Here is a 20,974-nt window from a genome sequence, read left to right as displayed (position 1 = left end):
CATGACTCTAACAGAACTCCGCTACATCGTAACCTTGGCCCAGGAGCGCCATTTCGGGCGCGCCGCCGAGCGCTGCCACGTCTCCCAGCCGACCCTGTCGGTGGCGGTGAAGAAGCTCGAGGAGGAGCTGGGCGTGCCCCTCTTCGAGCGCTCCAAGTCCACGGTGCAGGTCACCCCCCTGGGCGAGCGCATCGTCGAACAGGCCCAGCGGGTGCTGGAGCAGAGCAGCGTGATCCGGGAGCTGGCCAATGCCGGCAAGGACCAGTTGGCGAGCCCGCTGCGTATCGGCGCCATCTACACCATCGGTCCCTACCTGTTTCCCGACCTGATTCCCGAACTGGCCCGCAGCGCCCCCCAGATGCCGCTCTACATCGAGGAGGGCTTCACCGCCACCCTGCGCCGCAAGCTGCGTAGCGGCGAGCTGGACGCCATCATCATCTCGCTGCCTTTCACCGAGACCGATGTGCTGACCAAGCGCCTGTATGACGAAGAGTTCGAGGTGCTGATGCCGGCCAGCCATCCCTGGACCGAGAAGGCCAGCATCGACAAGGAGGAGCTGCTCGGCGAGCGCCTGCTGCTGCTCGGCGAGGGCCACTGCTTCCGCGACCAGATCCTCGAGGCCTGCCCGGCGATCAGCGCCAAGCTCAATAGCCCCAGCAACACCCTGACCGCCGAGGGCGGCTCCCTGGAGACCATCCGCTATATGGTCGCCTCGCGGCTGGGGGTGACGGTGCTACCCCACTCCGCCATCGGCACCGGCCGCTACGAGCAGGGGGGCGTGGAGAGTCGCCCCTTCAGCGATCCGGCGCCGTCACGCACCGTGGCCATCGCCTGGCGGGCCAGCTTTCCGCGGCCCAAGGCCATCGATACCCTCACCGAGGCGATCGCCAAGTGCCGTCAGCGGCGGACTTCATGAACGAGCTGCAGCAGCCGGTCACCGCGCTCAAGGGGGTCGGCGAGGCGCTGGCCACCAAGCTGGCCCGGCTGCGTATCGCCACCCTAGCGGACCTGCTCTTCCACCTGCCGCTGCGCTATCAGGACCGCACCCGCATCACCCCCATGGGCACCCTCAAGGCAGGCCAGGAGGCGGTGATCGAGGGCGAGGTGGCCGCCGCCAGCGTGGTTCAGGGGCGGCGCCGCAGCCTGCTGGTGCGGCTCAAGGATGGCTCCGGCATCATCAGCCTGCGCTTCTTCCACTTCTCGCCGGCCCAGCAGCAGCAGTTTCGCCCCGGGGTGCCCCTGCGCGCCTTCGGCGAGGCCCGGGCCGGGGCCACCGGCCTGGAGATCTACCACCCGGAGTACCGCCTGCTGGCCAGCGGCGAGGCCCCGGTGGAGGAGCACCTGACGCCCATCTACCCGACCACCGAGGGACTCAACCAGGCGCGGCTGCGGGCCCTGATCGGCCAGGCCCTGGCGCTGCTGGATCGTCATCCCGACGACCTGCGCGACTGGATCCCCGAGGCCCTGCGGGAGCGTTTCGGCCTGCCGGAGCTGCGCCACTGCCTGCATGCCCTGCATGAGCCGCCCCCGGAGGCCGATCTCGACAGCCTGGCCGATGGTCACCACCCGGCCATTCGCCGCCTGGCCCTGGAGGAGCTGCTGGCCCATCAGCTCAGCCTGCGCCAGGTACGCCTGCGCATCCAGGCCGATGGCGCCCCCGAACTGCCCTCCGGCCGCGGCCTGCAGGCGCGCTTCGTCGCCCAGCTGCCGTTCAGCCTGACCGGCGCCCAGCGCCGGGTGCTCGACGAGATCGCCGCCGACCTGCAGCGCCCCCTGCCCATGCTGCGCCTGGTGCAGGGCGACGTGGGCTCCGGCAAGACGGTGGTGGCGGCCCTGGCGGCACTCGCCGCCATCGCCGGCGGCTGCCAGGCGGCGGTGATGGCGCCCACCGAGATCCTCGCCGAGCAGCACTTCCGCACCTTCCGCGCCTGGTTCGAGCCGCTGGGCATCGAGGTGGCCTGGCTGGCCGGCAAGCTCAAGGGCAAGGCACGCCTGGACACCAAGGCGGCGCTGCTGGATGGCCGCGCCCAACTGGTGGTGGGCACCCATGCCCTCTTCCAGGACGACGTCCACTTCCAGCGCCTGGGGCTGGCGATCATCGACGAGCAGCACCGCTTCGGCGTCCACCAGCGCCTGGCCCTGCGCGAGAAGGGCGAGGCCGCCGGCCTGACGCCCCACCAGCTGGTGATGACCGCCACGCCGATCCCCCGCACCCTGGCGATGAGCGCCTATGCCGACCTGGACCTGTCGGTGATCGACGAACTGCCCCCGGGGCGCACCCCGGTGCAAACGGTGGCGGTGCCCGACGAGCGCCGCCCGGAGGTGGTGGCGCGCATCCGCCATGCCTGCGCCGAGGGGCGCCAGGCCTACTGGGTCTGTACCCTGATCGAGGAGTCCGAGGCGCTGCAGTGCCAGGCCGCCGAGGCGACCCGGGACGAGCTCACCGAGCAGCTCCCGGAACTCGCCATCGGCCTGGTCCACGGGCGCATGAAGGCGGCGGAGAAGGCCGAGGTGATGGCGGCCTTCAAGGCCGGCGAGCTGGACCTGCTGGTGGCCACCACGGTGATCGAGGTGGGGGTGGACGTGCCCAATGCCAGCCTGATGATCATCGAGAACCCGGAGCGGCTGGGACTCTCCCAGCTGCACCAGTTGCGCGGCCGGGTAGGGCGTGGCGCCACCGAGAGCTTCTGCGTGTTGCTCTACCACCCGCCGCTGTCGGCCCACTCCCGGGAGCGCCTGGCGGTGATGCGCGAGACCACCGATGGCTTCCGTATCGCCGAGAAGGACCTGGAGCTGCGCGGCCCCGGCGAGGTGCTGGGCACCCGCCAGACCGGCCTGGCGCAGATGAAGATCGCCGACCTGGAGCGGGACCGCGACCTGCTGGAACGAGTCGGCGAGCTGGCCAAGGCCCTGCTGGAACAGGCCCCGGAGGCCAGCGAGCCGCTGATTCAGCGCTGGCTGGGGGATGAAGCTGGGCGTTATGGGCAGGTGTAGCGCGCCGGAAGCTCCGGGCGCAGCCGATTAGAGGTGCTTCAGCAGTTTCTGCAACTTGGTGAGATCGGCGGAGTCGCCGACCAGGCGCACGGTACCGGCCATCATGCCGTCGAGGAAGGCCTGCTGGGTCGGTTTGCGCAGGACCTTGAGGGCGGCGGCCTCGTCCTCGAAGCGTAGCTCCAGGTCGAGATCCACCGGCAATCCCTTGCCGGTCTGGATGCCACGGGGCGACATCCGATAATAGCGGGCGATGGAGAGGTCTTCGGTGGCGATCCCCCAGTCGAGCCCCCTGGCCTGGCTCAGGGACTCGCGGAAGGCCGGCTTACGGCGCAGGGCGCGCTTGAGCAGCCAGCCCAGGATCCACAACATTAGACGCAGCTTCATGGCGTTCCTTGCGTGGCGAGAACCCGGACCCGGCGCGGCTGGCTACCGGGTCCGCGATGGACGGCCTTACTTGGCGACGGCGTCCTTGAGCGCCTTGCCCGGCTTGAAGGCCACGGTCTTGCTGGCCGGAATGGTCAGCGGCTGGCCGGTCTGGGGGTTCTTGCCGGTGCGCGCGGCACGCTCGCGCACGGTGAAGGAGCCGAAGCCGATCAGCGAGACGTCCTGCCCCTTGGCCACGCTGCCGGTGATCTCGTCGAGAATCACGTTCAGCACCTGGCTGGCCTTGTCCTTGGAAAGATCGGCACGTTCGGCGATCGCCGAGGCGAGTTCTGGTTTGCGCATACAGCCCTCCTGGTTTGGATATGCAAGGCGGCATCCGCCGCTCTCGTTGTTCTTCAAGGGTAACGGTCATCGAAGCCCCGAAGGGGGCGAACCCCCGGGGATGCCGGCGGGAGCCCTCCCCACGCGTAACGTCACTAGACTAGCAACGGCGGTGCGGCTCGCGCCAGCTCAACTTTCCGCCTCACGGCGGCGCCTGTCAACGCGAAACCCATCAAACGTCCGTCTACATCCTCGGCCAGGGCCGCGAGATCCCGTCCTTCTCCCTCGATACGCCAGCGCGCCGGCGCCTCTCGGGGCGGCAGCGACACCACCGGCAGCAGCGGCGTCTTGACCAGCACCGGCCAGGGGCCATAGCTCACCGGGGTCGGGGCGCCGCTCAGGGTCGCCGCCAATGCCTTGGCGGCCGCCTGCAGCGGCTGCACATACATGGCGTTGATGCCGGCCACGCAGGCCGCATCGCCCAGGGCGTAGACTCCCGCCGCCGAGGTCGCCAGGTAGCGATCGGTGACGATGCCCTCGACACCGGTCGTCAACCCCGCCGCCTCGGCCAACTCGACCCGCGGCGCCAGGCCGGTGGCCACCAGCACCAGGTCCGCGGTCAGGGACTGACCATTATCCAGGCCCAGGGCCATGCCCTCTGCCTCGGCCTCGATCGCCGTCAGCGAGCGCCCCCCATGCAGGGCGATGCCCACCTCCGCCATGGCCTCGCCCAGGGCTCGCCCCAGGTGTTCCGGCAGCAGCCGCGCCAGGGGCGCCGGCTCCGGGGCGACCAGCGCCACCCGATGGCCGCCGGCCTGCAGGTCGTTGGCGAACTCGCAGCCCACCAGGCCGCTGCCGATGATCGCCACCCGGGCCGGGCGGCCGAGACCCGCCAGGGCCGTCTGAAAGGCGCGATAGTCGTCCAGGTCATTGATGGTAAAGACCCGATCGGCGAGCCCCACGGGGATGGCGAAGGGCGGTCGCGGCGCGGCGCCGGTGGCCAGGACCAGTTGCCCGTAGTCGAGGCGCTCCTCGCCGATCCACAGGCAGCGGGCCTCGGGGTCGAGGGCGGTGACCCGGGTGTGAGTCCGCACCACGGCCCCCAGTTGCTCGGCCACCTCGAGGGCCGAGCGCTGGGCCAGCCGCTCCGGGGGCAGGCCCTTGGCGAAGCCGGTGGAGAGCAGTGGCTTGGCGTAGTCATCGCCGCTATCGGCGGTGATCAGGGTCAAGGGATGGTCGGGGTTCCTGGCCCGCCACTGGCGGGCCAGGCCCAAGCCGGCCATACCGGTTCCGAGGATGATCAGGGGCGTGTCCATGGGGCTCCTGGCAGCGAGAGGGGAATGGCCCCCATGGTACACTAGCCGCCCCTTGACTCGACCCGGAGCGGCACGGTGCGCGACAGGCCACTTCATCCCATCGCCATCCCCCACTGGCAACCCGCCGCGGCCTTCAGGCCCTTGATCAGCGCCCCCTGGTGGCAGTGGCTGGCGTCCCAGGACTCATTGACCGAGCGCCTGACCGCCGCCGGCGACGCGCGCCCCTTCCGGGTACGCCTGCTGAGTCAGCGCCTGGGAGTGCCGCGGCGCGACGAGGCCCAGGCCCTGGGGCTGGCGCCACGCCGCCTGGCCTGGTTGCGCGAGGTCGCCCTGTGCCTCGACGAGCGCCCCTGGGTGGTGGCCCGCTCGGTGGCTCCCCTGACCCAGCTACGTGGCCAGCGCCTGGACGGCCTGGGCGAGCGCTCCCTGGGCAGCTGGCTGTTCCGCCAGCCGGACCTGGAACGCGGCCCCATCGAGCTGACCCGGCGGCCGGCCCCCTTCCACCCGGGGCGGGGCCCCTGGGGGCGCCGCTCGGTGTTCCGCCACGGCGACTTCGCGGTACTGGTGCAGGAGTACTTCCTGGCATCGATGGCCGAGGCGCTGGGGCTGCCATCGCGCTAGGAGGCTGTCGGCTTAGGCCGGATAGGCTGCTAGGATTAGCGCCATCGCTTCAGGAGGACACGATGGACTCGACCCAGCCCCGCGGCCTGCGCCGCCTGCCCGATTTCCTGCGCCTGATGCGCCTCGACCGGCCCATCGGCACCTGGCTGCTGATGTGGCCCACCCTCTGGGCGCTGTGGGTGGCCAGCGAGGGCATTCCCGAACGCAAGTTGCTGCTGATCTTCATCGCCGGGGTCTACCTGATGCGTGCCGCCGGCTGCGTGATCAACGACTTCGCCGATCGCCACCTGGACGGCCATGTGAAGCGCACCAAGGAGCGTCCCCTGGCCACGGGGCGGATCACCGAGAAGGAAGCCAAGACGCTGTTCGGCGCCCTGGTGGTGGCGTCCTTCGTGCTGGTGCTCTTCACCAACCTCTTTACCATCCTGCTGGCCTTCGTGGGGGTGGGGCTGGCCTTTATCTACCCCTTTATGAAGCGCTATACCCACCTGCCCCAGCTGTTCCTGGGCGCCGCCTTCTCCTGGGCCATCCCCATGGCCTTCGGCGCCGTGCTGGGCCATATCCCGATGGAGGCCTGGCTGCTGTTCGCCGCCAATGTCGCCTGGACGGTGGCCTACGACACCCAGTACGCCATGGTCGACCGGGACGACGACCTGAAGATCGGCATCAAGTCCACGGCGGTGCTCTTCGGTCGCGCCGACAAGGCGATCATCGGCCTGCTGCAGCTGACCACCCTGGGCCTGCTCGGTTGGGCGGGCTGGGGCCTGGGACTGGGTGGCTTCTTCTGGCTGGGGCTGGCGGCCATGGCGGCCACCTTCGTCCATCAGCAGGCGCTGATCCATGACCGCTCCCGGGAGCGCTGCTTCCAGGCCTTCCTCAACAACCACTGGTCGGGGCTGGTGCTCTTCGCCGGCCTGGCGCTAAGCCTCTGGCCCCAGGGCTAGCGACCTCGCCGAGGAACGCAGGGGCCGAGACGAAGCGGGATCCGGTAGCCCCGAGACAAACTCGCGTTGTCATGGCACTGTCATATTGTCAGGCTCTAATCGTCATCACACCGTCATAGCCAGCCGAGGCCCAAGATGACCGCCAAGACCGTTCTGATCGTCGATGACGAAGCGTCCATCCGCGAGATGATCGCCGTGGCCCTGGAGATGGCCGACTATCGGGTGCTCGAGGCCGACAACGCCCAGGATGCCCACGCCATGATCGTCGACCACCAGCCCGACCTGCTGCTGCTGGACTGGATGATGCCCGGCACCAGCGGCATCGAACTGGCCCGGCGCCTCAAGCGCGAGACCACCACCGCCGAACTGCCGATCATCCTGCTCACCGCCAAGGGCGAGGAGGACAACAAGATCCAGGGGCTGGAGGCCGGCGCCGACGACTACATCACCAAGCCCTTCTCGCCCCGGGAACTGGTGGCCCGCCTCAAGGCCGTGCTGCGCCGCACCACCCCCAAGGGGGTCGAGGAGGCCGTCGAGGTGGATGGCCTGGTGCTGGATCCCGCCAGCCACCGAGTCAGCGCCAACGGCCGGGCGGTGGAGATGGGTCCCACCGAGTACCGCCTGCTGCAGTTCTTCATGACCCACCAGGAGCGCGCCTATACCCGCAGCCAGCTCCTCGACCAGGTGTGGGGCGGCAACGTCTACGTGGAGGAGCGCACCGTGGACGTGCATATCCGCCGCCTGCGCAAGGCCCTGGGCGAGCACCATCAGCACCTGGTGCAGACGGTGCGTGGCACCGGCTACCGCTTCTCCGCCAAGGCCTAGAAGCTGGGCCACCGACTTTTCCGTCGAAGCCTAGTATTCTGATGCCAAAAGCGGTGCTGACCACCGCCCCCTGAACCTCCGATGCGGAGCCCGTCCGTGCATAACTGGCATCGCGAACTCTGGCGACTCGGCCTGTTGATCGTAGGCTTCGGCCTGCTGGGCTGGCCCCTGGGGCATCCCGCCGCCGGCCTGGCCCTGGGGCTGGCCCTGGGCCTGGGACGCCAGCTCTGGCAGTTGCGCGCCCTGCATCGCTGGCTGAGCGAGCACCCCCAGGACGAGCCCCCCGCCGCCAGCGGCCTGTGGGGGGAGCTCTTCGATCGCCTCTACAAGTACCAGAAGGGCCAGCGCCTCACCCAACGCCGCCTGCGCGATACCCTCAAGCGCATCCAGGACTCCTCCGAGGCGATGACCGACAGCGTGGTGATGCTCGACTCCCACGGCGACCTGGAGTGGTGGAACAGCGCCGCCGAGCGCATGCTGGGCCTCAAGGCCTCCCATGACCGCGGCCAGCACATCACCAACCTGCTGCGCGACCCGCGCTTTATCGGCTACTTCAATGCCCGCGACTACCAGGAGCCCCTGACCCTGCCCTCGCCGCTGCGCGAAGACCTGATCCTGCAGTTCCAGATCACCCTCTATGGCGACAACGAACGCCTGCTGATGGCGCGGGATATCTCGCGCCTGCACCGCCTGGAGATGATGCGCCGCGACTTCGTGGCCAATGTCTCCCACGAGCTGCGCACCCCCCTGACGGTGATGACCGGCTACCTGGAGACCTACGCCGACCATGCCGACCTGCTGCCGCCGCGCTTCGCCCGGGGCCTGGGGCAGATGCAGCAGCAGGCCACCCGCATGCAGACCCTGGTGGAAGACCTGCTGCTGCTGTCTCGCCTGGAGAACGAGCAGCATCGGGAACCCGCCGAAGCGGTGGACCTCGGCGAGCTGATGGCGGCGGTACGCCGCGACGGCGAGGCCCTCTCCGGAGGAGCGCACCAGCTTACGGTGGAGGCCCAGGCGACGGAGCGGCTGCTGGGCAATGCCCAGGAGCTGCGTAGCGCCCTCTCCAACCTGGTCTTCAATGCGGTGCGTTACGCCGGCGAGGGGGCGCAGATCACCCTACGCTGGCGCCTCACCGCGGAGGGCGCCTGCCTGGAGGTGGAGGATGACGGCGAGGGCATCGACCCGGTGCATCTGCCGCGCCTCACCGAGCGCTTCTACCGGGTCGACAAGGGGCGCAGCACCGCCACCGGCGGCACCGGCCTGGGCCTGGCCATCGTCAAGCATGTGCTGCTGCGCCACGACGCCCGCCTGGAGATCGACTCCCATCCCGGCGAGGGGGCCCGCTTCTCGTGCCACTTCCCCGCCGAGCGGCTGCTGCCCACCCCGGCCGAGGCCAACGCTTCCTGATTACGCCTGGCGCGGCATCGTCAAGCCGCGGTAGTGGGCGTCCCACATCAGCACCGCGCCGGCCACGGCGCCGGGCAGCAGGATCAGGTTGGCCAGGGGAATCCAGGTGATCAGGGTGACCCAGCCGCCGTAGGTGAGGGTCGGCCAGCGGCGCCGTGCCAGGCGCCGGCGCATCTCGGCGAAGCTCACCTGGTTGTTGTCCATGGGGTAATCCAGGTAGGTGATGGCCATGATCCAGGCGGAGAAGAGCGCCCAGAGCAGGGGCGCGAACAGGTTGAGGCCGGGAATCCAGCCGATCAGGAAGAGCAGCGCCATGCGCGGCAGGATATAGGCCAGCTTGACCAGTTCACGGCCCAGGGCATCCACCGCGGTGCGCAGCAGGCCGCGATCGTCCAGGGGTTCGCGGCCGGTGGTCAGCACCTCCACCCTGGCGGCGAGGAAGCCATAGAAGGGCGCGGCGATCAGGTGGGTCACCAGGGTAAAGGTAAAGAAGACCATCACCACCAGACTGATCAGGAACAGCGGCCAGATCAACCAGCTCAGCCAGTCGAGCCAGGCCGGCACTATCGCCATCCAGCCATCCAGCCAGCCGCCGAAATGGCTCAGCACATAGCGCAGCAGCAGCGCATAGACCACCAGGTTGATGGCGATGGGCATGAACACGTAGCGGCGCAGGCCGGGACGGAATACCAGGCGGGTGCCACGCAGCACCGCGGTCAGGGCATCGAGCATGGGGTATCTCTCCTCAAAACGACAGCGACCGCCGGCAGTCGCGGCGGTCGCTGCATTGGAGGGGCTCGCGCCCCGGCGGTCAAGCCCCAATCAGTCCTGACGCTTGATGGCGGCCTCGTCCAGCTTTTCGGGGTCGACATGGCGGATATCCAGCCCCTTGACCAGATAGACCACGTATTCCGCCAGGTTGTCGGCATGATCGCCGATACGCTCCAGGGCACGCAGGATCCACATCACGCTGAGCACCGAGGAGATGGAGCGGGGATCCTCCATCATAAAGGTCATCAGCGAGCGCATGGCGCTGGCATACTCGCTGTCCACCGAGTCGTCCTCGCGCACCACCTCCAGGGCCAGCTCGATATCGAAGCGCGCGAAGGCGGTCAGGGCGTCACGCAGCATCTTGCGCACGTGCTCGCTGATATGGCGCACCTCCACCATGCCCTTGGCGTTCTGGCTGGACTCGATCAATGCCAGGGCATTGCGGGCGATCTTGCTGGCCTCGTCGCCGATGCGCTCCAGGTCGGAGGTGGCGCGGATCACCGCCAGCACCAGGCGCAGGTCGGAGGCGGCCGGCTGACGACGCGCCAGCACCCGGGTGCACTCGTCGTCGATCTTCAACTGCATGTCGTTGACCGCCTTGTCGTTGTCGCGCACCCGCTCGGCGAGGCGGCTGTCGCCGTCCAGCAGGGCACTCACCGCCTCCTGGATCTGCTGCTCCACCAGGCCACCCATGGCCATCAGGTGGGTCTTGAGCTCCTCGAGCTCCTGGTTGAACTGGCGGGAAATATGCTGGCTATGGGTATCGCTGGTGATGTCCATGGGACTCTCCTGAAGCCGCCGGATCAGCTCATCCGGCCGGTGATGTAGTCTTCGGTGCGGGTCAGCCGCGGATTGGTGAACAGGTCATCGGTGGCGGCATACTCCACCAGTTCGCCGCCCTCCAGGAAGGCGGTGTAGTCGGAGACCCGGGCCGCCTGCTGCATGTTGTGGGTGACCAGGATCACCGAGAGCCGCGACTTGAGGTTGCGGATCAGCTCCTCGATCTTCAGCGAGGAGATCGGGTCCAGGGCCGAAGCGGGCTCGTCGAGCAGCAGCACCTCGGGCTGCACCGCCAGGGTCCGGGCGATCACCAGGCGCTGCTGCTGCCCTCCCGAGAGGGTCCAGGCGGAGTCGTGGAGGCGATCCTTGACCTCGTCCCAGAGGGCCGCGGAGACCAGCGCCCACTCGATGATCTCGTCGCGGCGGCGCTTTTTCAGCGGCGCCTGGAGTCGCAGCCCGAAGGCCACGTTCTCGTAGATCGACATGGGGAAGGGGTTGGGGGTCTGGAAGACCATCCCCACCCGGCGGCGCAGCTGCGCCACCGCCACCCCCGGCCCGTGGATATCCTCCCCCTCCAGCAGCACCCGGCCGCTCTGGGTGACCTCGTCATTGAGATCATGCAGCCGATTGAGGACCCGCAGCAGGGTCGACTTGCCACAGCCCGAGGGGCCGATAAAGGCGGTGACGCTGTGTCGCGGTACCCGCAGCGACAAGCCCCTGAGCGCCGGCTGCTCGCCATAGCGCAGGGAGAGGTCATCGATCTCCAGACAGCCCTGGGCCGCCGGGATCTCGATGATCGCCGAGCGGGTCTCCCCGGCCGCCCGGGAAAGCAGTGTCTCGGACATGGCTCGACTCATCGGGTCCCCGGCGCCGCATGCCGCGCCCTCAGATGATGCCGCAGCAATATTGCAGTCAGGTTAAGCACCAGGATCACTCCCACCAGCAGCAGCGCCGTGGCATAGACCAGCGGCAGGGCCGCCTCCACGTCACCGCCATGAAAACCGACATCGAAGACATGGTAGCCCAGATGCATGAATTTCCGCTCCAGGTGCAGGTAGGGGAAGTCCCCGTCCACCGGCACCTGGGGCGCCAGCTTGGCCACCCCCACCAGCATCAAGGGCGCCACCTCGCCGGCGGCCCGGGCGATGGCCAGGATCACCCCGGTGAGCATCGCCGGCAGGGCCATGGGCAGCACCACCCGGCGCAGCATCTCGGCGCGGGTGGCGCCGAGCGCCAGGGCCGCCTCGCGCTGCTGATCGGGGATGCGCGCCAGCCCCTCCTCGGTGGCCACGATGACCACCGGCAGGGTCAGCAGGGCCAGGGTCAGGGAGGCCCACAGCAGGCCCCCGGTACCGAAGGTGGGCGACGGCAAGGTCTCGGCGAAGAACCACGCATCGAGGCGCCCGCCGAGCCCATAGACGAAGACCCCGAGGCCGAAGACGCCGTAGACGATGGAGGGCACCCCGGCCAGGTTGCGCACCGCGATACGCACCCAGCCGGTCAGCCGTCCCTGGGGGGCCACCTCGTGCAGATAGACCGCCGCCAGCACCCCGAAGGGGGTCACCAGCAGCGACATCAGCAGCACCATCAGCACGGTGCCGAAGATCGCCGGCCAGACTCCGCCGGCGCTATTGGCGGCCTCGGGCCCCTCGCTGAGGAAGTGCCAGAGGTTGCTTCCCCAGGCCAGCAGTTTCTCCGCCGGCGACATGGCATTGGGCCGCCAGGCGGCCGTTATCTCGGCCAGGGGCACGCTCAGGCGCTCGCCGGCGGCGCTCTCCACCACCAGGACATCCCGTGCCATGGCCGCCTGCAGTTCGGCGACCCGCGCTTGGGCCGCGACCAACCGCTCGCGGGCCGCGGCGTCGTCATGGCCCGCCGCCAGGCGCCGCGCCAGCGGCGCGATCACCTCCTCGCGCAGGGCATCGCGCTCCTCGGCCAGCGCCCGGCCCCGTTCCAGGCGGGCCTCGAAGGCCGACCATAGCGGCGCCTCCGTCAGTCGCCGTCCCGCCTCCTCCAGGGCCAGGGGACGCACGATCAGCTCGCCCCAGCGCCGACGCTCGATCACCGCCCACGCCTCGGGGGTCTCCTCGGCGACGATGCGCCCGACCTCGACCCAGCGCCAGGCCTCGCCGTCCAGGTCGCGGTTGCCGACCCGGTAGAGACGCTCGCGCACCCAGTGCCCCTCCAGGGTACGCCGGCGCTCCTCGCGCACCGGCTGACCGGCCAGCTGGTGCCCGTCATCGAGGGTCACCAGCACCACCGGCGCCGGCCAGAAATGCCCCAGGCCGCGCCCCGCCAGCAGCAGCAAGAGGGCCGCCAGCATCAGCAGCGACAGGGCCAGGCTGCCGGCGGCCAGCCAGGGCCAGGGCCCCTCGCCCCGGGGTCGCCCGGCACGGCGCATCGTCGGGAGTCTCATCGTCCCGCCCCCAGGCGCCGATAGCGTCGCTTGAGGCGCCGCCGGACCAGCTCCGCCAGGGTATTGACGACGAAGGTGAAGAGGAACAGCAGCAGGGCGCTGAGCAGCAGTACCCGATAGTGGGTGCCGCCGGGTACCGCCTCGGGCAGTTCGATGGCCAGGTTGGCGGCAAAGGAGCGCAGGCCCTCCAGGGGATTGACGCTCATCAAGGCGGTATTGCCGGTGGCCATCAGCACGATCATGGTCTCGCCCACGGCGCGTCCGGCGCCGATCATCACCGCCGAGAAGACCCCCGGCCCAGCGGCGGGCAGCAGCACCTTCCACAGGGTCTGCCAGCGGGTGGCGCCCAGGGCCTGGGCGCCCTCGCCGAGGCTCGCCGGCACCCCGGAGAGGGCATCCTCGGCCAGGGCGAAAATGGAAGGAATTACCGCGAAGCCCATGGCCAGGCCGACGATCAGGGCGTTGCGCTGCTCGACGTCGAGCCCCAGGGAGGCCGCCAGCCAGCCGCGCAGATCGCCGCCGAACCAGGCCGCCTCCAGCCAGGGCGAGGCCCATAGCGCCAGGGCCACCCACAGCGCCAGCCAGGGCATCAGCCAGAGCCCCGCCCAGCCCAGGGGCAGGTGGCGGCGCAGCGCCGTGGGCAGCCAGGCCCACAGCCCTCCGGCCAGCAGCATCGCCAGCGGCAACAGCACGATCAGCGCCAGGCTACCGGCCAGATGGCGCTCGACGAAGGGCGCCAGCACCAGGCCGGCGATAAAGCCGATCACCACCCCGGGCAGCGCCTCCATCAACTCCAGAGTCGGCTTGAGGCGATGGCGCAGTCGCCGCGGCAGGTAGCAGGCGCTGAAGACCGCCGCCCCCAGGGCCAGGGGCACGGCGAACAGCAGGGCATAGGCCGCCGCCTTGAGGGTGCCCCAGGCCAGCGGGGTCAGACCGTACTTGGGCTCGTCCAGGCTGCCCTCGCCGGCGCTCTGCCAGCGTTGCTGGGGGGCGGCATGGCCCTCGTAGGGCTGCGGCAGCCAGAGCGTCCGCCAGTCAATCTCGGCATGGGGCGCCTCGATGGCCAGGCGCCGGACGACGCCCTCGCCTCGCCATAGCAGGTGCCCCTCGCCATCGAAGCCCAGGGCCTCGCCGGCGGGGAGCTCGCCGCGCCAGCGCTCCCCGGCCAGGGCGTCGTAGAGGCTCAGCCCCGCGGCGTCCCGGACCAGGAACTGGCGCGACCCGGGGCGCACCCAGAGGGCCTCGATGGGCGTTCCCCGGTCACGATAGGTCTTGGCCAGGCGCAGCCAAGGGGGGCGCTCCTCGACGAGCCAGCGGCGCAGGCCACCGGCGTCGTCGGCGATGATCAGGCTGCGCCCCCCGGCCAGGCTCGCCACCGCGCTGATGCGCCGCTCGGGGGCCACCACCGGCAACCGCGCCACCAGCGTCGGCGCCTCCCCCGCCAGGTCGATCCTGGCCAGGCGATGCGCCTCGGCCAGCCAGAGTCGCTCGTCCAGGGCTCGCGGCGGTCGCTCCAGCCGCTGCTCCCGCAGCCAGGCCTCGAGCCCGGCGGGCAACGGCGCCTGCAGGGGGTAGGCCACCTCGACGCCAGGGGAGGCCGACTCGGCGGTCACGCGTGGGGCGGAGAAGAGCGGCCAGGCGGCCATCACCAGGAAGACGCCGATGGCCAGCACGGCGACGATCACACCGATGCCGCAGGCGCTGATCAGCAGAGTCGCCAGGCGATCCCGCACCTGGCGCCAGCGCTGGCGCCGGCGCACGGCGAGCGAGGAGAAGTCGATCATGGCCGGGGCCCATGGGAAGCGAAGAGTGGCATGGAGGTAGCGTGACTCTAGGTCAGGATGATGACAAAACGATGACAGCGATCAGGGCGGCGCCAGGCCGATCTCCCGGCGAATCGCCGCCAGGCGTGGCGGCGGCAGGGCCACGAACCCCAGCTCCTCGACGATGGCCTGCCCCTCGGCGGAGAGCACCAACTCGACGAAGGCCCGTTCCAGGGGCGGCCAGGGCTCGCCGGGGACCAGATTGAGGTAGAGGTAGAGGGGGCGCGTCAGGGGATAGTCACCGGCCAGGGCGGCCTCGGCGGTGGGACGGACCACCGTGCCGTCCTCTCCCACCAGGCCCAGGGCCCGCACCCCGGATCTCAGGTAACCCAGGCCGGCGTAGCCGATGCCCCGGGGATCGCTGCCGACCGCCGCCACCACCGCCGCCGATCCCATGAGTTCTCCCACGTCGAGGCGGAAGTCGCCGCCGCACAGGGCCAGGCGGCGCACCACCCCATGGCTGCCGGAGGCGCTGTTGCGGCCATAGCGACTGATGTCACCCGACAGCGTCGGGCGCAGCGCGTCCCAGCGCTCCAGGGGGGCGGCGGCCCCGCAGCGCCGGGTGTCGGAGAAGATGGCATCCAACTGTGCCAGGCTCAGGGCCGCGACGGGATTGTCGCGATGCACGAAGAACGCCAGGGCATCCAGGGCCACCGGCACGGCCAGGGGCGCATAGCCGTGGGCCGCCTCGAAGGCCGCTCGCTCCGACTCCGACATGGGCCGCGACATGGGCCCCAGGCGGGTACTGCCCGCCACCAGCGCCGGCGGCGCCGTCGAGGAGCCACTGGCCTGCAACTGCAGGCGCACCCCGGGGTGTCGCGCCTCCAGGGCCTCGCCCCAGCGCAGCATCAGGCTGGCCAGGGTCTCGGAGCCGGTGGAGTGGAGGGTGCCGGCGATGGGCGGGGCGGCCTGCAGCGGCCCGCCGATCAAGCCGATCAGCAGCAGGGCGACCCATGGCAGGTGGCGAAGCCGTCGTCGAGGGAGTGGCATGGCAAGGTTCCTGAACGCCGCGACGCCCTGTCACGGATGGTGGTTAAGGGGCGGACAGGCGTTTAAGATGCCTGTTTCGTCATTCTCGAACAACAATTGCAGCGATGCCCGCCCCATGACCGATCTCGATGATATCCCCGCCCCCCAGGGGCAGTTGACCCTCAAGCTGCTGGCCTCGCGCCAGGATACCAACCTCTATGGCGATATTCCCGGTGGCTGGCTGGTCAGCCATATGGATCAGGCCGCCGAACTGGCCGCCGGTCGGGTGGCGCATGGCCGCACCGCCACCGTGGCCATCGAGGCCATGGATTTCCTGTGCCCGGTGCGGATCGGTTCGGTGGTCAATATCTTCACCGAGGTGCGGGAGATCGGCCGCAGTTCCATCAAGATCGACGTCGAGGTCTGGAGCCGTCCGCCCCAGGAGCGCGATCCGGACGAGCTGCACAAGGTCACCGAGGCGCGCTTCGTGATGGTGGCCCTGGACGAGAACGGGCGGATTCGCGCCGTCCCCGAGGCCTAAGACGCCACTGGGCACCCGCAGGCGCCCAGTGGCTCTAATGGTGACATCCCCCTGGCGCCACCACTGATTCAGGACGTTACCGCATCGCGGCTTTTCAGGTAGGCGAATTCCCCCACGTCGGTAAAGCCCCGCACCAGGCGCTGGAAGGCCTGATAGGACTCGTAGACCCGCGCCGACTCGGGGTCGGACTCCGCCTGCCGCGCCAGTACTTCACGTGACGACTCGTGGAGCGCCGCCATCACCTCGTCCGGGAAGGTGCGCAGCTGCACCCCATGCTCGTCCACCAGGGTCTGCAGGGCCTGGGCATTGCGGAAGGTGAACTCATCGATCATCGCCAGGTTGGCGGAGCGCGCCGCCTCCACCACCACCGCCTTGAGGTCGTCGGGCAGGGCGTTCCAGGCATCCAGGTTGATGGTGCCCTCGAGCACCGCGCTGGGCTCGTTCCACACCGAGGTGTAGTAGTAATCGGCCACCTGATAGAGGCCGAAGGCCATGTCGTTATAGGGGCCCACCCAGTCGGCGGCGTCCAGCACCCCGGTCTGCATGGAGGTGAAGATCTCCGAGCCCGGCATATTGACGGCGGTGGCGCCGATGCCGTTCATGGCCTCGCCGGCCAGTCCCGGCAGGCGGATACGCAGGCCGCGCATGTCCTCCAGGGAGTTGATCTCCCGCTTGAACCAGCCGGCCATCTGGGTACCGGTATTGCCCACCGCGAAGGGCTTGAGGTTGTGCTGGGCGTAGATCTCGTCCCACAGCTCCTGGCCGCCGCCATGGTAGAGCCAGGCATTGGTCTCGGTGGTATTCATGCCGAAGGGCACGGCGGTGAAGAACTGGGAAGCGGCGACCTTGCCCCGCCAGTAGTAGGCGGCGGAGTGGCCCATCTCGGCGGTGCCGGCGGCCACCGCATCGAAGACCTCCAGGGCCGGGACCAGCTCGCCGGCCCCATAGACCTCGACCCGCATGCGCCCCCCGGAGAGCGTCTCGATGCGCTGGGCGAAGTCGTTGGCGCCGGTGCCCAGGGCCGGGAAGTTCTTCGGCCAGGAGGTGACCATGCGCCAGGTGATGGTCTCCTGGGCGCTGGCGGTGGAGACGAAGGGGGCGGCCACGGCTCCCGCGGCGCCGGCGCCCAGGGCGCCGAGGAATTGACGTCGTTGCATGACGGGCATGACTCCATTGAGCGTTATTGTTTTTCCGCCGCGGGGCGTGCCCGGCGGAAAAGTGTCCGTCACGCAGTATGCTTAGCGCGCATATATTCGGCAAGTTCCACCGCCAACGCCATTGACGTTAGCGTCAAGCAGCATTTATAGCGGCGTTAGCTTGGCGAAGCCCAGCACCAGCCACTTGTCGCCCTCGCCCTCGAAGCTCACCTGCACCCGGGCCCGCTGCCCCTCGCCCTCGGCGTTGATGATCACCCCCTCGCCGAACAGCGGATGTCTGACCCTTTGCCCCAGGGAGAGGCTGGGCAGCGCATCGCCGCCGTTGACGCCCTCCTGGCGGGCCGCCGCGGGCATGGCCCGGCCGGCGGTGACCGGCCGCGAGATCTGGCCGCGCAGGCGCACCTCCTCCAGTAGCGCCTCGGGCAGCTCGCGCAGGAAACGGGAGGGGCGCTGGAAGGTCTCCTTGCCGTGCAGGCGGCGCAGCTCCGCATAGGTGAGGTAGAGCTTGTGCATGGCTCGGGTCAGGCCCACGTAGCAGAGGCGCCGCTCCTCCTCCAGGCGTCCCGGCTCCTCCAAGGACATCTTGTGGGGGAAGAGCCCCTCCTCGACCCCGGCGACGAAGACCACCGGGAACTCCAGCCCCTTGGCGGAGTGCAGGGTCATCAGCTGCACGCAATCCTCGAACTCGTCCGCCTCGTGGTCGCCGGCATCCAGGGCCGCCTCGGCCAGAAAGGGCTCCAGGGCCGCGGCGCCCTCGCCCACCTCCACTTCGGCCAGGGGCGTGGCCTGGGTAAAGGCGCGGGCGGCGGTGACCAGCTCCTCCAGGTTCTCGACCCGGGCCTGGCCCTTCTCGCCCTTCTCGTTGCGGTGATGCTCCAGCAGCCCCGACTGGCTCACCACATGATCGACGATCTCGTGGAGCATCAGCGCCGCGGTGTCGTGATCGAGGCGCTCGACCAGCTCGGCGAAGGCCTCCACCGCCTTGGCGGCACGCCCCTTGAGCCGGCCCTGCGCCAGACAGTCGTGAAGCGCCTGCCACAGGGAGATATTGTCCTCCCGGGCCCGCTCGCGGATCACCTCCACGGTACGGGTGCCGATGCCCCTTGCCGGCACATTGATGACTCGCTCGAGGGAGGCGTCGTCATCGCGGTTGAGCAGCAGGCGCAGATAAGCCAGGGCGTTCTTGATCTCCAGGCGCTCGTAGAAGCGGTGGCCGCCATAGATGCGGTAAGGCATGCCCTGGCGGATCAACGCCTCCTCCAGCACCCGAGACTGGGCATTGGAGCGGTAGAGGATGGCGATATCGCGGCGATTGATGCCCTCGTCCACCTTCTCCTTGATGGTGTCGACGATGAAACGCGCCTCGTCCAGGTCATTGAAGCCGGCGTAGACGGAGATCGGCTCGCCCTCGGCGCCGTCGGTCCACAGCTCCTTGCCCATGCGCCCGCTGTTGTTGCTGATCAGCGCATTGGCGGCATCCAGGATGGCGCTGGTGGAGCGATAGTTCTGCTCCAGGCGCACCGTCTTGGTGTCGGTGAACTCGGTCTCGAAGCGGCGGATATTCTCGACCCGGGCGCCGCGCCAGCCGTAGATCGACTGGTCGTCGTCGCCCACCACCGTCATCGGCGTGCGCTGGCCGCTGAGCAGCTTGAGCCAGGCGTACTGCAGGGTATTGGTGTCCTGGAACTCGTCCACCAGCACATGAGCGAAGCGCGCCTGGTAGTGGGCCAGCAGCGCCGGGGTATCGCGCAACAGCTCCAGGCTGCGCAGCAGCAGCTCGCCGAAGTCCACCAGGCCGCCCCGCTCGCAGGTCAGCTGATAGCGCTCGTAGAGCTCCACCATCTGGCTCATGTAGGCGTCGCCATGGGCATCCACCTGATGGGGCCGCAACCCTTCCTCCTTGCAACCGGAGATAAAGTACTGCACCTGGCGGGGCGGGAAGCGCTCGTCGTCGATCCGGTGATCCTTGAGCAGGCGCTTGATCAGGCGAAGCTGGTCATCGCTGTCTATGATCTGGAAGTGCTGGGGCAGGCGGGCGTCCTGCCAGTGGGTACGCAGCAGGCGATGGGCGATGGAGTGAAAGGTGCCCACCCACATATGGCGCAGCGACAGGCCCAGCAGGGCCTCCAGGCGGGTGCGCATCTCCCGGGCCGCCTTGTTGGTGAAGGTCACCGCCAGGATGGCGTAGGGGGAGAGCCCCTCGGTCTGCAGCAGCCAGGCGATGCGATGCACCAGCACCCGGGTCTTGCCGGAACCGGCCCCGGCCAGCACCAGCATATTGCCCTGGGGGGCGCTGACGGCCTCGCGCTGGGCGGGGTTGAGGTGGTCGAGAATCGCCGTGACGTCGTCCATAGGGGCAGGCACTTGCTGGTCGAAAAATGGGCGACCAGCTTAGCATAAGCCCCGGATGGAAGCTGGGCACTCGCGGCTTTAGGCGCCCGGTTCGTCGTCTTCCGGATAGCGCAGCGGCACCAGGCTCTTCTTCACCGACTTGAGCTGTTCGGCGAGCCGGGGGCCGCGGGTCTTGGCCACCCCCACCGCCAGCACGTCGACCAGCACCAGATGGGCGATCCGCGAGCTCATGGGGGTATAGATCTCGGTGTCCTCGTGGACATCGATATAGAGCGGCAGGCTCACCTCCTCGGCCAGCGGCGAGCCACTGGGGCACAAGCCGATCACGGTGGCGCCGGCCTCGCGGGCCAGACGCACGCTGGCCACCAGGGCACGGGTGCGGCCGGTCTGGGAGATGGCCACCACCACGTCGCCCTTGCCCAGGGTCACCGCCGACATGTTCTGCATATGCGGATCGGTGTAGGCCGAGGTCGAGATCTGCAGGCGGAAGAACTTGTGCTGGGCATCGAAGGCCACCGCCCCCGAGGCGCCGAAACCATAGAACTCCACCCGGTTGGCCATGGCCAGGGCGTTGATGGCCTGGTTGAGGGCCTCGATATCGAGGCGGTCGCGCACCGAGAGCAGGGTGCCCACGGTGGAGTCGAAGATGTTGTGGGAAAATTCGGCGACGCTATCGCTGTCGTTCATGGAGAACTGGGCGAACTGGCTGCCGGTGGCCAGCATCTGGGCCAGCTTGAGCTTGAAGTCCTGGAAGCCGTTGCAGCCCAGGGCGCGGCAGAAACGCACCACGGTGGGTTCGCTGACCTTGGCCTCGGTCGCCAGGTCGACGATTCGCATATGAATCACTTCCTCGGGATTGCGCAGCACAAAGCGGGCCACTTTCTGCTCGGAGCGACGAAAGTGCTCCATGCGACCTCTGAGTTCATCGAATAGGGCGCGGCTCACGTTTCGCTCCTCGTTCTTTCGTTATCGTCTCGGGGCCCGACGGGCGCGCCTTCAGTATGCCCAGCTCGAGGCCGAGCTGTCAGCACCGGGATGGCGGCGCTTGACATCAACGGCCTGCCTGGGTCATCAAATTGTCAAGTAGGTTATAGTAAGAGAAGCAGTGTCGACACTTTTGTTGCTTGCGTCCTCTGCAGGAGAACCGACTCATGCGCGATATGGAACGGCTATCCACGCTTCGTAACGAGCTCCTCGATATCTTCATGAGCATGGAGAACGACGAACACCAGCAACGCCAGAAGAGCGCCGCCGTGCGCCATCTGCGAGCCCGTCGCGGCATCGAGCTGCATGGCGAATTCAAGCGTCTCGAGAAGGAGATCAGCGACCTCGACGACGCCCTGCAATAGACAA

General features: G+C 69.0%; 20 protein-coding genes. 8 read left to right on the top strand and 12 right to left on the bottom strand.

Going from position 1 to position 20,974, the window contains the following annotated elements:
* Nucleotide 1: 1 nt before the first annotated feature.
* Both HPA02_RS07530 and recG read left to right on the top strand, forming a co-directional pair.
* The gene (locus HPA02_RS07530; RefSeq protein ID WP_146802477.1) at nucleotides 2-916 is read left to right on the top strand and encodes a hydrogen peroxide-inducible genes activator; all 915 of its coding nucleotides are present in this window, start codon (nucleotides 2-4) and stop codon (nucleotides 914-916) included.
* Nucleotides 913-2,994, top strand: coding sequence for an ATP-dependent DNA helicase RecG (recG, locus tag HPA02_RS07525; protein WP_146802476.1), 2,082 nt, complete (start codon nucleotides 913-915; stop codon nucleotides 2,992-2,994). Before HPA02_RS07530 ends, recG begins: the two co-directional genes overlap by 4 nt.
* A gap of 27 nt (nucleotides 2,995-3,021) precedes the next feature.
* Here recG and HPA02_RS07520 read toward each other — a convergent pair whose 3' ends face one another.
* The 3 genes from HPA02_RS07520 to HPA02_RS07510 all read right to left on the bottom strand — a co-directional run bounded on the left by HPA02_RS07520 (nucleotide 3,022) and on the right by HPA02_RS07510 (nucleotide 5,015).
* Entirely contained in the window at nucleotides 3,022-3,378 is a 357-nt protein-coding gene (locus tag HPA02_RS07520; RefSeq protein WP_146802475.1) for a hypothetical protein, read from the bottom strand.
* 66 nt (nucleotides 3,379-3,444) lie between these two features.
* On the bottom strand, nucleotides 3,445-3,777 hold the full coding sequence (locus tag HPA02_RS07515; protein WP_332309521.1) for an HU family DNA-binding protein: 333 nt from the start codon (nucleotides 3,775-3,777) through the stop codon (nucleotides 3,445-3,447).
* A 77-nt stretch (nucleotides 3,778-3,854) separates the two neighbouring features.
* The gene (locus tag HPA02_RS07510; RefSeq protein ID WP_146802474.1) at nucleotides 3,855-5,015 is read right to left on the bottom strand and encodes an NAD(P)/FAD-dependent oxidoreductase; all 1,161 of its coding nucleotides are present in this window, start codon (nucleotides 5,013-5,015) and stop codon (nucleotides 3,855-3,857) included.
* A 75-nt stretch (nucleotides 5,016-5,090) separates the two neighbouring features.
* Here HPA02_RS07510 and HPA02_RS07505 point away from each other — a divergent pair, with 75 nt between their 5' ends.
* The 4 genes from HPA02_RS07505 (at nucleotide 5,091) to phoR (ending at nucleotide 8,812) form a co-directional block, all read left to right on the top strand.
* Nucleotides 5,091-5,636: a chorismate--pyruvate lyase family protein gene (locus tag HPA02_RS07505; protein ID WP_146802473.1), complete on the top strand. Its 546-nt coding sequence runs from the start codon at nucleotides 5,091-5,093 to the stop codon at nucleotides 5,634-5,636.
* Nucleotides 5,637-5,698: 62 nt separating this feature from the next.
* Nucleotides 5,699-6,580 (top strand): 4-hydroxybenzoate octaprenyltransferase, encoded by an 882-nt coding sequence (gene ubiA, locus HPA02_RS07500; RefSeq protein WP_146802472.1) that lies wholly within the window; start codon nucleotides 5,699-5,701, stop codon nucleotides 6,578-6,580.
* Between the two features lie 135 nt (nucleotides 6,581-6,715).
* On the top strand, nucleotides 6,716-7,405 hold the full coding sequence (gene phoB / locus HPA02_RS07495; protein ID WP_146802471.1) for a phosphate regulon transcriptional regulator PhoB: 690 nt from the start codon (nucleotides 6,716-6,718) through the stop codon (nucleotides 7,403-7,405).
* A gap of 96 nt (nucleotides 7,406-7,501) precedes the next feature.
* Nucleotides 7,502-8,812, top strand: coding sequence for a phosphate regulon sensor histidine kinase PhoR (gene phoR / locus HPA02_RS07490; RefSeq protein ID WP_244945882.1), 1,311 nt, complete (start codon nucleotides 7,502-7,504; stop codon nucleotides 8,810-8,812).
* Here phoR and cysZ read toward each other — a convergent pair whose 3' ends face one another.
* The 6 genes from cysZ to HPA02_RS07460 form a co-directional block, all read right to left on the bottom strand.
* Complete coding sequence (gene cysZ / locus HPA02_RS07485; RefSeq protein ID WP_146802469.1) at nucleotides 8,813-9,544, bottom strand: sulfate transporter CysZ; 732 nt, start codon at nucleotides 9,542-9,544, stop codon at nucleotides 8,813-8,815.
* Between the two features lie 90 nt (nucleotides 9,545-9,634).
* Nucleotides 9,635-10,363: a phosphate signaling complex protein PhoU gene (phoU, locus tag HPA02_RS07480; protein ID WP_146802468.1), complete on the bottom strand. Its 729-nt coding sequence runs from the start codon at nucleotides 10,361-10,363 to the stop codon at nucleotides 9,635-9,637.
* Between the two features lie 23 nt (nucleotides 10,364-10,386).
* A complete protein-coding gene (pstB, locus tag HPA02_RS07475; RefSeq protein ID WP_146802467.1) occupies nucleotides 10,387-11,208 on the bottom strand; it encodes a phosphate ABC transporter ATP-binding protein PstB in 822 nt (273 codons plus the stop codon).
* A gap of 8 nt (nucleotides 11,209-11,216) precedes the next feature.
* Entirely contained in the window at nucleotides 11,217-12,779 is a 1,563-nt protein-coding gene (gene pstA, locus HPA02_RS07470) for a phosphate ABC transporter permease PstA (protein WP_146802466.1), read from the bottom strand.
* Entirely contained in the window at nucleotides 12,776-13,846 is a 1,071-nt protein-coding gene (locus HPA02_RS18415; protein WP_232341102.1) for an ABC transporter permease subunit, read from the bottom strand. Before HPA02_RS18415 ends, pstA begins: the two co-directional genes overlap by 4 nt.
* 798 nt (nucleotides 13,847-14,644) lie before the next feature.
* Nucleotides 14,645-15,592 (bottom strand): PstS family phosphate ABC transporter substrate-binding protein, encoded by a 948-nt coding sequence (locus tag HPA02_RS07460; RefSeq protein ID WP_146802464.1) that lies wholly within the window; start codon nucleotides 15,590-15,592, stop codon nucleotides 14,645-14,647.
* 115 nt (nucleotides 15,593-15,707) lie between these two features.
* Here HPA02_RS07460 and HPA02_RS07455 point away from each other — a divergent pair, with 115 nt between their 5' ends.
* A complete protein-coding gene (locus HPA02_RS07455) occupies nucleotides 15,708-16,112 on the top strand; it encodes an acyl-CoA thioesterase (RefSeq protein WP_146802463.1) in 405 nt (134 codons plus the stop codon).
* 68 nt (nucleotides 16,113-16,180) lie between these two features.
* Here HPA02_RS07455 and HPA02_RS07450 read toward each other — a convergent pair whose 3' ends face one another.
* The 3 genes from HPA02_RS07450 to hexR form a co-directional block, all read right to left on the bottom strand.
* Complete coding sequence (locus tag HPA02_RS07450; RefSeq protein WP_146802462.1) at nucleotides 16,181-17,269, bottom strand: TRAP transporter substrate-binding protein; 1,089 nt, start codon at nucleotides 17,267-17,269, stop codon at nucleotides 16,181-16,183.
* Nucleotides 17,270-17,413: 144 nt separating this feature from the next.
* Nucleotides 17,414-19,621 (bottom strand): DNA helicase II, encoded by a 2,208-nt coding sequence (gene uvrD, locus HPA02_RS07445; RefSeq protein ID WP_146802461.1) that lies wholly within the window; start codon nucleotides 19,619-19,621, stop codon nucleotides 17,414-17,416.
* Nucleotides 19,622-19,699: 78 nt separating this feature from the next.
* Nucleotides 19,700-20,566 carry a transcriptional regulator HexR gene (hexR, locus tag HPA02_RS07440; RefSeq protein ID WP_146802460.1) on the bottom strand — a complete coding sequence of 289 codons (867 nt, stop codon included), beginning with the start codon at nucleotides 20,564-20,566 and terminating at the stop codon, nucleotides 19,700-19,702.
* 206 nt (nucleotides 20,567-20,772) lie between these two features.
* Between hexR and HPA02_RS07435 the strand changes: the two genes are divergently transcribed.
* Entirely contained in the window at nucleotides 20,773-20,970 is a 198-nt protein-coding gene (locus HPA02_RS07435; RefSeq protein WP_146802459.1) for a PA3496 family putative envelope integrity protein, read from the top strand.
* The last annotated feature ends 4 nt before the right edge of the window (nucleotides 20,971-20,974 follow it).

Source organism: Bisbaumannia pacifica, assembly GCF_007989625.1.
GTDB lineage: Bacteria > Pseudomonadota > Gammaproteobacteria > Pseudomonadales > Halomonadaceae > Bisbaumannia > Bisbaumannia pacifica.
This window is presented reverse-complemented; position numbering and strand designations above follow the sequence as displayed.

Coding starts and splice junctions, on each gene's coding strand:
- HPA02_RS07530 (WP_146802477.1), top strand. CDS start 2: ATGACTCTAACAGAACTCCGCTACATCGTAACCTTGGCCCAGGAGCGC.
- recG (WP_146802476.1), top strand. CDS start 913: ATGAACGAGCTGCAGCAGCCGGTCACCGCGCTCAAGGGGGTCGGCGAG.
- HPA02_RS07520 (WP_146802475.1), bottom strand. CDS start 3,378: ATGAAGCTGCGTCTAATGTTGTGGATCCTGGGCTGGCTGCTCAAGCGC.
- HPA02_RS07510 (WP_146802474.1), bottom strand. CDS start 5,015: ATGGACACGCCCCTGATCATCCTCGGAACCGGTATGGCCGGCTTGGGC.
- ubiA (WP_146802472.1), top strand. CDS start 5,699: ATGGACTCGACCCAGCCCCGCGGCCTGCGCCGCCTGCCCGATTTCCTG.
- phoB (WP_146802471.1), top strand. CDS start 6,716: ATGACCGCCAAGACCGTTCTGATCGTCGATGACGAAGCGTCCATCCGC.
- cysZ (WP_146802469.1), bottom strand. CDS start 9,544: ATGCTCGATGCCCTGACCGCGGTGCTGCGTGGCACCCGCCTGGTATTC.
- phoU (WP_146802468.1), bottom strand. CDS start 10,363: ATGGACATCACCAGCGATACCCATAGCCAGCATATTTCCCGCCAGTTC.
- pstB (WP_146802467.1), bottom strand. CDS start 11,208: ATGTCCGAGACACTGCTTTCCCGGGCGGCCGGGGAGACCCGCTCGGCG.
- pstA (WP_146802466.1), bottom strand. CDS start 12,779: ATGAGACTCCCGACGATGCGCCGTGCCGGGCGACCCCGGGGCGAGGGG.
- HPA02_RS07460 (WP_146802464.1), bottom strand. CDS start 15,592: ATGCCACTCCCTCGACGACGGCTTCGCCACCTGCCATGGGTCGCCCTG.
- HPA02_RS07455 (WP_146802463.1), top strand. CDS start 15,708: ATGACCGATCTCGATGATATCCCCGCCCCCCAGGGGCAGTTGACCCTC.
- HPA02_RS07450 (WP_146802462.1), bottom strand. CDS start 17,269: ATGCAACGACGTCAATTCCTCGGCGCCCTGGGCGCCGGCGCCGCGGGA.
- uvrD (WP_146802461.1), bottom strand. CDS start 19,621: ATGGACGACGTCACGGCGATTCTCGACCACCTCAACCCCGCCCAGCGC.
- HPA02_RS07435 (WP_146802459.1), top strand. CDS start 20,773: ATGCGCGATATGGAACGGCTATCCACGCTTCGTAACGAGCTCCTCGAT.